General features: G+C 64.5%; 8 protein-coding genes. 5 read left to right on the top strand and 3 right to left on the bottom strand.

All coding sequences use genetic code 11. The annotated features are described in order from the left end of the window. The coding region (locus ACK4R0_RS10355) for a ribonucleoside-diphosphate reductase subunit alpha (protein ID WP_409673847.1) at positions 1 to 1,457 on the bottom strand (1,457 nt) is incomplete at its 3' end. A gap of 597 nt (positions 1,458 to 2,054) precedes the next feature. Here ACK4R0_RS10355 and ACK4R0_RS10350 point away from each other — a divergent pair. Together ACK4R0_RS10350 and ACK4R0_RS10345 are read left to right on the top strand one after the other, a co-directional pair. Continuing rightward, positions 2,055 to 3,578: a fumarate hydratase gene (locus ACK4R0_RS10350; RefSeq protein WP_409673846.1), complete on the top strand. Its 1,524-nt coding sequence runs from the start codon at positions 2,055 to 2,057 to the stop codon at positions 3,576 to 3,578. Continuing rightward, on the top strand, positions 3,575 to 4,114 hold the full coding sequence (locus ACK4R0_RS10345; RefSeq protein WP_409673845.1) for a hypothetical protein: 540 nt from the start codon (positions 3,575 to 3,577) through the stop codon (positions 4,112 to 4,114). Before ACK4R0_RS10350 ends, ACK4R0_RS10345 begins: the two co-directional genes overlap by 4 nt. A gap of 284 nt (positions 4,115 to 4,398) precedes the next feature. Here the strand turns inward: ACK4R0_RS10345 and ACK4R0_RS10340 are convergent, their stop codons facing one another. Then, on the bottom strand, positions 4,399 to 5,418 hold the full coding sequence (locus ACK4R0_RS10340) for a VacJ family lipoprotein (RefSeq protein WP_409673844.1): 1,020 nt from the start codon (positions 5,416 to 5,418) through the stop codon (positions 4,399 to 4,401). Between the two features lie 217 nt (positions 5,419 to 5,635). On the opposite strand from ACK4R0_RS10340, the gene recN reads away from it, so the two are divergent. From recN to ligA, 3 genes are read left to right on the top strand one after another with little or no spacing between them, the layout of a single operon-like run. Further along, the gene (gene recN / locus ACK4R0_RS10335) at positions 5,636 to 7,297 is read left to right on the top strand and encodes a DNA repair protein RecN (RefSeq protein ID WP_409673843.1); all 1,662 of its coding nucleotides are present in this window, start codon (positions 5,636 to 5,638) and stop codon (positions 7,295 to 7,297) included. A gap of 38 nt (positions 7,298 to 7,335) precedes the next feature. Beyond that, a complete protein-coding gene (locus ACK4R0_RS10330) occupies positions 7,336 to 7,617 on the top strand; it encodes a hypothetical protein (protein WP_409673842.1) in 282 nt (93 codons plus the stop codon). Then, complete coding sequence (gene ligA, locus ACK4R0_RS10325) at positions 7,614 to 9,785, top strand: NAD-dependent DNA ligase LigA (RefSeq protein WP_409673841.1); 2,172 nt, start codon at positions 7,614 to 7,616, stop codon at positions 9,783 to 9,785. Before ACK4R0_RS10330 ends, ligA begins: the two co-directional genes overlap by 4 nt. A gap of 2 nt (positions 9,786 to 9,787) precedes the next feature. Here ligA and ACK4R0_RS10320 read toward each other — a convergent pair whose 3' ends face one another. After that, positions 9,788 to 10,465, bottom strand: a complete 678-nt coding sequence (locus ACK4R0_RS10320; RefSeq protein WP_409673840.1) for a TIGR02117 family protein — start codon at positions 10,463 to 10,465, stop codon at positions 9,788 to 9,790. Between the last annotated feature and the right edge of the window lie 135 nt (positions 10,466 to 10,600).

The raw sequence follows: 10,600 nt of genomic DNA, 5'->3' as shown, positions 1-10,600 counted from the left end.
AAGCGCTCCATCACGCCCTGATCGGCGGCATCGGGGCAGGGGCCGCGTTCGTGCGCGAGCATCATCGAGGCTTCGGACGCCTTGGCCGCGATGTGCTTGAAGATCTTCATGTTCCACGACTTGGCGAGCGCGGATTCAAAGCCGAGGCCGCGCGCCTGCAGGAACGAGTGGAAGCCCATCACGCCCATGCCGACCGAACGCTCGCGCATTGCGCTGTAGCGGGCGCGCGCCATTTCGGGCGGGGCGCGGTCGATATAGTCCTGCAGCACGTTGTCGAGGAAACGCATGATATCCTCGATGAAGAGCTTGTCGTCGTGCCACTGGTCCCAGGTTTCGATGTTGAGCGACGACAGGCAGCACACTGCAGTGCGGTCGTTGCCCAGGTGATCGCGTCCCGTGGGCAAAGTGATCTCGCTGCACAGGTTCGAGGTCGAAACCTTGAGGCCGAGTTCGCGGTGATGCTTGGGCATCATCCGGTTCACGGTGTCATTGAACACGATGTACGGCTCGCCGGTGGCCAGCCGCGTTTCGACCAGCTTCTGGAACAGCGCGCGCGCGTTGACCGTGTTGCGGACGCTGCCGTCCTTGGGGCTGACGAGGTCGAAGTCCGCGCCATCGCGCACCGCTTCCATGAACTTGTCGGTCAGCAGCACGCCGTGGTGGAGGTTCAATGCCTTGCGGTTGAAGTCGCCGGACGCCTTGCGGATTTCGAGGAACTCCTCGATCTCGGGGTGCGAGACGTCGAGATAGCACGCTGCCGAGCCGCGCCGGAGCGAGCCTTGGCTGATCGCAAGCGTCAGCGAATCCATCACGCGCACGAACGGAATGATGCCGCTGGTCTTGCCATTGAGGCCGACAGGCTCGCCGATGCCGCGGACATTGCCCCAATAGGTGCCGATGCCGCCGCCGCGCGAGGCCAGCCAGACGTTCTCGTTCCAGGTGTTGACGATGCCCTCGAGGCTGTCATCGACGCTGTTGAGATAGCACGAGATCGGCAGACCGCGACCCGTGCCGCCGTTCGACAGCACCGGGGTTGCGGGCATGAACCACAGCTTGGAAATGTATTCGTAGAGCCGCTGGGCGTGCTCTTGATCGTCGGCATAGGCATCGGCGACGCGCGCGAACAGGTCCTGATAATTCTCGCCGGGCAGCAGATAGCGGTCCTCGAGCGTTTCCTTGCCGAAATCGGTGAGCAGCGCATCGCGGCTGTTGTCGGTGACGACGGTGAACCGGCGCGCTTCGACGGTCTTGCTGTCGCGCACGTCGGCGGGCAGGGCCGCAGCGGCCTGAGTTGCAGCCATGGCGATCAGCGCCATTTCGGCAGAGCTGCATTCGCCACCCGCCAACCTTGCGTCTGCGCGCGCCGGTGTTGCCGTTCCTGCCTTGTCGGCTGCTTCCAGTACATCTGATTCACCCATATCGCCTGCGTTGCCCTTGCCCGTATCTCTGAAATCCATAGCGCCCCGTACCCTCGTTGTGCAGAACTTTGTTCCGCAAATGTTCGACTCGGGGCGCAAGCGTCCCGTATAGCATCTTGCAGGGGTTGGCGGGGGAAAACTTATCCCCAACAGTCGCCAGAAAAAGGGTCAAAAACCCCTTGACGGCAGATCACATCGCTGTGCCCGCTATCCTCGCTACCACACTGATTGGTATGCCCCGTCTGTGAACCCCACAACCTATAGTGCCGCATCCTGATATGGGCGCAAGGGGGTAAATGGTTAATCGGCCTCACCATTCGTCGCGCGTGAGATTCGTCTCGTCGCTGGCGCGACCCTGCGACCCGGCGCGACGCGTGGTCAAAAGCCGGTCTGCCAAAGCGCAAGGGTGCAATTGCCCAGCGCGGAAAATTTCCTCTCCACAGGCTAGTGCACAGCATTTTTGCCAGCATGCCGTGCCAGACGCAGAATCTTGCCGGCGTCGGATGATGCGGGAGCGCAGATTTCATCGAACCGCATTCCCTCCGCCCCCACCTTGCGATAGCGTGGCAGGCACAATAGAGACGGTCGCACTTCATCCGCGCCAGCAGCGCGCGTCCACCATCCGGGGGAATGCAAATGACCGTGACAATCCGCGCAGCCGATCTGATCGAGAGCGTCGCCGACGCGCTGCAGTTCATCAGTTACTATCACCCGATGGATTATATCCGTGCGCTGGGCGAGGCGTATGAGGCCGAGCAATCGCCCGCCGCCAAGGATGCGATCGCGCAGATCCTGACCAACAGCCGGATGTGCGCCGAGGGCCACCGCCCGATCTGCCAGGACACCGGCATCGTCAACGTGTTCGTCAAATGGGGCATGGACTGCCGGATGGACGATACGGCCAAGTCGCTGCAGGAGATCGTCGATGAAGGTGTGCGCCGCGCGTACCTTCACCCGGAGAACAAGCTGCGCGCCTCGGTGCTCGCCGACCCTGCCTTCACCCGCCGCAACACCAAGGACAACACGCCGTGCGTGCTGCACGTCGAGATGGTGCCGGGCCATCACGTGCATGTCGATGTCGCGGCCAAGGGTGGCGGCAGCGAGAACAAGTCCAAGTTCAAGATGATGAACCCCAGCGACAACATCGTCGACTGGGTGCTCGAGATGATCCCGCAGATGGGCGCGGGCTGGTGTCCGCCGGGAATGCTCGGCATCGGGATCGGCGGCACCGCGGAGCATGCGGTGCTGCTCGCCAAGAAGGCGCTGATGGACCCGATCGACATGGGGCCGCTCAAGGCGCGCGGACCGAAGACCGATATCGAGGCGATGCGGATCGAGATCTTCGACAAGGTCAATGCGCTGGGCATCGGCGCGCAGGGGCTGGGCGGGCTTTCGACCATTCTCGACGTCAAGATCATGGATGCGCCGTGCCATGCCGCGGGCAAGCCGGTGGCGATGATCCCCAATTGCGCCGCGACGCGCCACGCGCATTTCTCATTGGACGGCTCGGGCCCGGCGTATCTCGAGGCGCCCAAGCTCAGCGAATGGCCCGATGTCAACTGGACCCCCGACAAGGCCGCGATCCGCGTCGATCTGGATAACCTGACGCCGGAGGTGGTGCAGAGCTGGAAGCAGGGCGACCGGCTGCTGCTCAACGGCAAGATGCTCACCGGGCGCGACGCGGCGCACAAGCGCATCCAGGACATGCTCAGCCGTGGCGAGCCGCTGCCGGTCGAGTTCCGCGGCCGCGTGATCTATTATGTCGGCCCGGTCGATCCGGTGGGTGAGGAAATCGTCGGCCCCGCAGGGCCAACTACGGCGACCCGGATGGACAAGTTCACCCGGATGATGCTGGAGCAAGGCCTGCTCGCGATGGTCGGCAAGGCCGAGCGTGGCCCTGCCGCGGTCGAGGCGATCCGCGACCACAAGAGCGCATACCTGATGGCGGTCGGCGGCGCTGCGTATCTGGTGGCGCGCGCGATCAAGGGCTCGGAGGTCGTCGGCTTCCACGATCTGGGGATGGAGGCGATCTACGAGTTCGAGGTCAGCGACTTCCCGGTCACTGTCGCGGTCGACAGCGAAGGCAACAACGTCCACCAGCTCGCCCCGCTCGTGTGGAAGGAGCGGATCGCGAAAGAAGGGTTGTTGCAGGGGGCGTGAATTGGCCGGTCATCAAGCTGAGGTTGTTGGGGCGGCCTGTTCGGCTCACGACAGCCTTGTCGGTGAGTGACTGCAAGAAGCGGCTGCATGTCCGCTTCAGCCGCACATCCCGAACGCTTCTGTCTGAGCGGCTCTCGGGATACATCCTCGGAAACTATGCCTTTATTGGCCTGGATCTTTTTTCCTGGCTCAATCAAGCGACAGACCCGAAACTCATTCTGAGGTTACAGGCTCAAGCGCATGGTACAACCGTGACCGGCAGAGCCATTCCCGGGTTTGGATTTTTGCTCGCCTTGATGTTCACACCTGTTTTGCTGGGCTTTGGGATGTTTTTTGGTGGCATGAAACTGCTGCAGTCTGCACCACCGAATATAGCCTCACCCACTACCTACATAATCGTGAAGTGGGCCTTGGCTATCATTTTGCTTGCATCGCTTTTGGGATTTATCTGGCTCATCTCCTTGGACCGCAAGGAGGAAGCGTATGATAAGATGACGAAGAAGATGCAGAAGCTGCTTGATGCGGAAATTGGCTAATAGCCATGTCGAGTTTCTATCTGACTTGAAGGCGCAAGCACTAAGAGCCGTTGCCCACATCCGCTCAGCCTGAGCCTGTCGAAGGCCCCGCTCTGACGTTGGCAGGATGATGCTACGTCGTTCTCCGGCGAAAGCCGGAGCCCAGGGGCGGGATGGCACTGCAATCGCCCTGGATTCCGGCTTTCGCCGGAAAACAGTGGTGCGTTGAAGGCCATTGCAGGCACGGGGCCTTTGACAGGCTCAGGCTGAGCGGGTGTTGTAGATGCCCGCCGCAGCCCGCCGCTTCAGAACCCACCTGCCGGCACGCAATTCACCCCCGGTGCCATCGGCACGATCGGCGTCACCGGCACCACCACCGGGCCACCGGTGCCCGGGTTGACGAACGGCAGGTCGCCATCGGGATACGCATTGCGGCCCTTCAGTGCATCGATTTCCGCCTGGCGGCGCTTGAGATAGAAGTCGCGCGCGTCGATATAAGGGTCGTTGCTCTGGTTGCGCAGCGCGTTCAATTGCTCGTCGATCTGGATGCGGCCCTGCAGCGCGCTCAGCGTCGCGGCGGGCAGGGTGAACTTGATATCGTTGAACGGCGCGCCGACCACGGTGGGCAGCAGCAACCCGTCGATCGTCCCGCCGACCAGATCGCGGATCGTGCTCGGGCCGATCAGCGGCAGGAACAGATAGGCGCCCGGCTCGACGCCATAATAGCCCAAAGTGTTGGCAAAGCCGTTGCGGCGATAGGGCAGCTTGAACGGATCGCGCTTGGCGATATCGAACAGCCCGCCGATGCCCAGAGAGGTGTTAACCGCGAACCGCCCCACGGTTTCGGCTGCCCTGCCGGGCTTCAATTGCAGCAGGAAATTGAGCGCCACGATGGGCTCGGTCAGGTTGCGCAGAAAATTGCGCAGGCCGTGGCGGATCGGCTTGGGGATCGCGTCCTTGTAGGCCATCGCCACCGGGCCGACGAGCGCTTCATCGACATCCTGCACGACTTCATAGGATTGGGCGTTGAGCTGCACCATCGGGTCGCCCGGTTCCGAATCGGATCGCGCGGTGACGACGATCGCATCCTGTTCGGCTGGCGCGGGCTCGGGCGGCTGTTCTCCGGGCGCCAGCGGCGCAGGCGGCGCGGATGGCAGGGCCGCGCCCTGCGGGCATGGCGGCAGAGTGGCGGGCTGTGCTGGCGACGGCGCAACGGCCGTGCTGCCGACCTGCTCGGTGGCGACGATCTGCGACAGGTCTGCGTCGGTGGGAGCCAGCGGGGTGCCTGTCAGCACGAGCGCCAGCGTAAAGCCAGCAAGGCTCATTGTGCGGTTCCGATGGATGCAGCGAACGGGTAGCTCATCATGATCGCGCAGTCATCCTTCGCACGTGCCACCCCTGAATTTTGGGCGCTATGGGCGGATCGATGACAAGTCAATGACGGTTGTGTCGAATCGGTCTGCCCGTTGCGATGCTACGGGCGATCGATACCCCCCAAATAGCTGTTCCCACCTGTCCCCTGTATGTTCTAAAGCATGGTCCATGCTGCTGTCGCTTGCCATTCGTGACCTGGTGCTGATCGAAGCGCTCGACCTGGATTTTCATGGTGGCCTCGGCGTGCTGACCGGAGAGACCGGCGCGGGCAAGTCGATCCTGCTCGATGCGCTGGGCCTGGCGATGGGCGCGCGCGCCGACAGCGGGCTGGTGCGGCAGGGGGCCGAGCGCGCGCTGGTGATCGCCGGGTTCGATGTCGCGGGCCATCAGGCGGTGGCCGCGATCCTTTCGGACAACGACATCACGCAGGAGCCGGGCGAGCCTTTGCTGATCCGGCGGCAAGTGCGCGCCGATGGCGGCAGCCGCGCGTTCGTCAACGATCAGCCGGTGTCGGCCGGGCTGCTGCGCGACCTGGGCGTGCAACTGGTGGAAATTCACGGCCAGCACGACGATCGCGGGCTGATCAACCCCAAGGGGCACCGCGACCTGCTCGACAGCTTCGGACGATGCGATGTCGCGGGCGTGGCGGCGGCGTGGCGCGGCTGGCAGGCGGCCGAGCGCGCTTTTGCCGATGCCAATGCCGCGATCGACACCGCTTTGCGCGACCGTGACCTGCTCGAGCACAATCTGGCCGAACTTACCGCGTTCATGCCGCAGCCGGGCGAAGAGGCCGAGCTCGCGGGTGATCGCGCGGCGATGCAGAAGGGCGAGCGGCTGTCGGGCGACATCGCCGATCTTTTCGCCACCTTCGAGGGATCGAAGGGCGCGCTGGCGCAGCTGCGCGGCGCGGCGCGCAAGCTCGACCGGATCGCCGAGGAGCATCCGTTGCTGGGCGAGGCGCTCGAGGCGCTCGACCGTTCGGTGATCGAAGCGGACGATGCCGAGGCCAAATTGCGCGCGGCATCCGAGGCGCTGACTTATGATTCGGTGCGGCTCGACGAGATGGAGCGCCGCCTGTTCGATCTTCGCGCGCTCGCCCGCAAGCACAACGTCGCGGGCGATGCGCTGCCCGATCTGCTCGCGCAGATGCAGGCGGATTGGGCCGCGCTCGAATCGGGTGGGGCGAACCTGACCGCGCTCGACACCGCGCGCCATGCCGCCAAGGCGGCGTATGTCGCTGCCGCCGAGGCGCTGAGCGCCGCGCGGACCAAGGCGGGCAAGGCGCTCGACAAGGCGGTGCAGGGCGAGCTGATCCCGCTCAAGCTCGATGCCGCACGCTTCCGCACCCTGGTCGATCCGCTCGATGAGTCGCGCTGGGGGCCATCGGGAATGGACCATGTCGAGTTCCTGATCTCGACCAACCCCGGCAGCGATTTTGCGCCGTTGATGAAGATCGCCTCGGGTGGCGAGCTCTCGCGGTTCATCCTGGCACTCAAGGTGGCGCTGGCCGAGCAGGGCGGGGCGGAGACAATGATCTTCGACGAGATCGACCGCGGCGTCGGCGGCGCGGTGGCTTCTGCCATCGGCGAGCGGCTGGCGCGGCTCGCGCGCACCACGCAGCTGCTGGTCGTCACCCACTCGCCCCAGGTCGCCGCGCGCGGCGCGCACCATCTGCTGATCGCCAAGACCAGCGACGGCACCGTCGCGCGCACCGGCGTCCGCCTGCTCGATGACGCCGACCGCAAGGAAGAGATCGCCCGCATGCTCTCGGGGGCGGAAATCACGCCTGAGGCCAGAGCGCAGGCGGATCGGTTGCTGGAGAGGGTGTGATGGTAGACAGGGAGTCAACCGGACGTGCTGGAGCGGACATGGTTTTGATGTTCGCAGGCGTATTTAGCGTTTTTATCTCGATCATTGCCGTTTTTGCTCTGCTATTTTTCGCCTGGATCAGTTTTCGTTCGGAAGAATTTCACCCGGTGGCAGCGGGATTGTGTGCTGGGATGATCATGTTTGGTATCTGGAATACCTTTGACAGTGTTGTGCTGATAAATGCTCCAAATCGGAGGCGGCTTAAGGTCATACTTATCAGATCAGCGCTTGCCGCCTCTCCCTTAGTGTTTGTTGGACTGTTGATGTGGATCCGAGCTTGAGCAGCGAGACGACCGAAGCCGAAGTCGCGATCGAGCTGCAGCGGCTTGCCAAAAGAATCGCGCACCATAATCGGCTGTATCATGCCGAGGATTCGCCGGAAATTTCCGACGCGGATTATGATGCGCTGGTGCGGCGGAACAACGAGCTGGAAGCGGCCTTTCCGCATCTGATCCGCGCGGACAGCCCCAGCCGGATGGTGGGGGCGGCGGTCGAGGCCTCGCCGCTCACCAAGATACGGCACGAGCAGCGGATGATGAGCCTCGACAACGGCTTTTCGGACGAGGATATCGCCGAGTTCGTCGCGCGGGTGCGGCGCTATCTGGCGTTGCCCGAGGGCGAAGTGCTGGCGCTGACCGCCGAGGACAAGATCGACGGGCTGTCGCTCTCTCTGCGCTATGAGGACGGGGTGCTTGTCCGTGCGGCGACGCGCGGCGATGGCGAAGTGGGCGAGGACGTCACCGCCAATGTGCGGATTATCGGGGATATACCGGAGACCTTAAGGCCCTCTCCCCTTCAGGGGAGACGGAGGAGCCGCGAAGCGGCGGGGGGAGAGGGGAATGCGCCGCCGTCGGCGACTGCCCCTCTCCCAACCCTCTCCCCTGAAGGGGAGAGGGCTTTGGGCATCCCCGCCATCCTCGAGATTCGCGGCGAGGTTTACATGTCCAAACAGGACTTTACCGCGCTCAATGCTGCGCAGCACGAGAGGGGTGAAAAGCTCTTCGCCAACCCGCGCAACGCGGCTGCGGGCTCGCTGCGGCAAAAGGATGCCAGGGTCACCGCCGCGCGGCCGTTGCGCTTCCTCGCGCATGGCTGGGGGGTGGCGAGCGAGGTGCCGGGCGAGACACAGCACGCGGTGATGCAGTCGATTGCCGCGATGGGTGTGCCCGTGTCGCCATTGCTCCGGCGCATCGAGACGCTCGATGACCTGCTCGCGCATTATCGCGAGATCGAGCGTGTCCGCGCCGATCTGCCCTATGATATCGACGGCGTGGTCTACAAGGTCGACCGGCTCGACTGGCAGGCGCGGCTGGGGTTTGTCGCCAAGGCCCCGCGCTGGGCGCTCGCCCACAAATTCCCGGCGGAGCGGGCGGAAACCACGCTACAGGCGATCGACATCCAGGTAGGGCGCACCGGAAAGCTGACCCCGGTCGGACGGCTGACCCCGGTCACCGTCGGCGGTGTCGTCGTCTCCAATGTGACGCTGCACAACCGCGACGAGATCGCGCGGCTGGGCGTGCGCCCCGGCGACCGCGTCGTCGTCCAGCGTGCAGGCGATGTCATCCCGCAGGTGGTCGAGAATCTGACGCGCGAGGACGTGCGCGAGGCTTACGCCTTCCCAGACCATTGCCCGGTGTGTGGCAGCGAGGCGGTAGCCGAGGAGGGCGAGGTCGATGTCCGCTGCACCGGCGGGCTGGTCTGCGCCGCGCAGAAGCTCGAACGGCTGCGCCATTTCGTCAGCCGCGCCGCGCTCGACATCGATGGCCTGGGCGAACGGACGATCGCCGAGTTTCTCGAAGCAGGCCTGATCGACCGGCCCGGCGATATCTTCCGGCTCAAGAAGCATCGGACAGCGATCCTCGCGCGCGAGGGATGGCAGGAAAAGTCGGTCGACAATCTGCTCGCGAGCATCGAGGCGCGGCGCGGAGCGGACCCGGGGCGCTTCCTGTTCGCGCTCGGCATCCGCCATGTCGGGTCGGTGACCGCCAAGGATCTGGTCAAGGCATTCGGCAGCGTCGAGGCGGTGGGCGACATCGGGCGGCGACTGGCTGCAGGCGACGCCGAAGCCGTGGCCGAGGTCACCGGCATCGATGGCATCGGCCCTGCGGTCGCCGAGGCCTTGGGCGATTTCTTTCACGAACCGCACAATGCACAAGTCTTCGACGACCTGATCGCCGAGGGGCGTCCGTCCGCCTTCGTTTCCACCGCGCGCGCGACCGAGTGGAGCGGCAAGACCATTGTGTTCACCGGCAAGCTCGAGACGATGAGCCGCGACGAAGCCAAGGCGCAGGCCGAAAGGCTCGGCGCCAAGTCCGCAGGCTCGGTTTCGGCCAAGACCGATCTGGTGGTCGCTGGCCCCGGTGCGGGATCGAAGCTCAAAAAGGCGGCGGAGCTTGGCGTGCGCGTGGTCGACGAGGCCGAGTGGGCCGAGATCATGCGCAACGCCTGACCTTATCGCTGAGGAAACCAGCGCATCACATGGTGCTCGGCCGGGGTCCACGCGCCGACGCGCACTCCGATCGCGCGCAGATGGTCGCCGGTCCACACATTGCAGCTGTTGATCAGCGAATAGCGGCCACGCGCCTGATAGAATACGTCATCGCCGCCATAGCCCGGGATCGGCTTGAGCGGCCCGGACTCGGGCAGCGCAATATCGCGCATCAGCCGGGTGGCGAGCGTGCGATAGGCATCGTGGCTGATCACCAGCCGCCGGGCGTAATAGCCTTCTGCCGGGCGGGCCATATGGTAGATATGGATCAGCGTTGAATCGCTGCCGATCGCCGCGCGCACCATCGTTACTGGGTCGAGGTCCTGCCAGCGCGGTGTCCCCAGATAGAACTCGCGCTCGCCCCAGCTGATCGCGACATGGTCGGTGGCATTGGTCGCGTGAAAGCGCGGGTCGCTGACATCGGTGGGCGGAAACACCGCGTGCCAATCGATCCCTTCGGCCTGCGCCGGCAGGATGAACCCGGTGTGGAAGCCGTTGGTCTCGACATAGATCGTCACGCCATCGTCGGGCTCGCGCCAGTCGCGGTTGGTGCCGATCAGCCCGCCCGCTTCGCCCGCAAGGAAGGCGAGGCCTGCCAGCAACATCAGCCAGCCGAGGATGGCGCGGGCCCGGCGCTTCACGATGCAGGTATCCCGCGCAGACCATTTATTAACGCTTGCCTGGCGCGCACGTCCCTCGACTTCGCTCGGGACAAACGGAAGTGGTGTGGAGCGGCCTCGCTCGTGTGGCACATCAGCGCCCTCCTGGTGATGCAA

The sequence above is a fragment of the Blastomonas sp. genome (assembly GCF_046294995.1).
Lineage (GTDB): Bacteria > Pseudomonadota > Alphaproteobacteria > Sphingomonadales > Sphingomonadaceae > Blastomonas.
The sequence above is the reverse complement of the archived record's forward strand: the minus strand, read 5'-3'. Positions and strand labels throughout refer to the sequence as shown.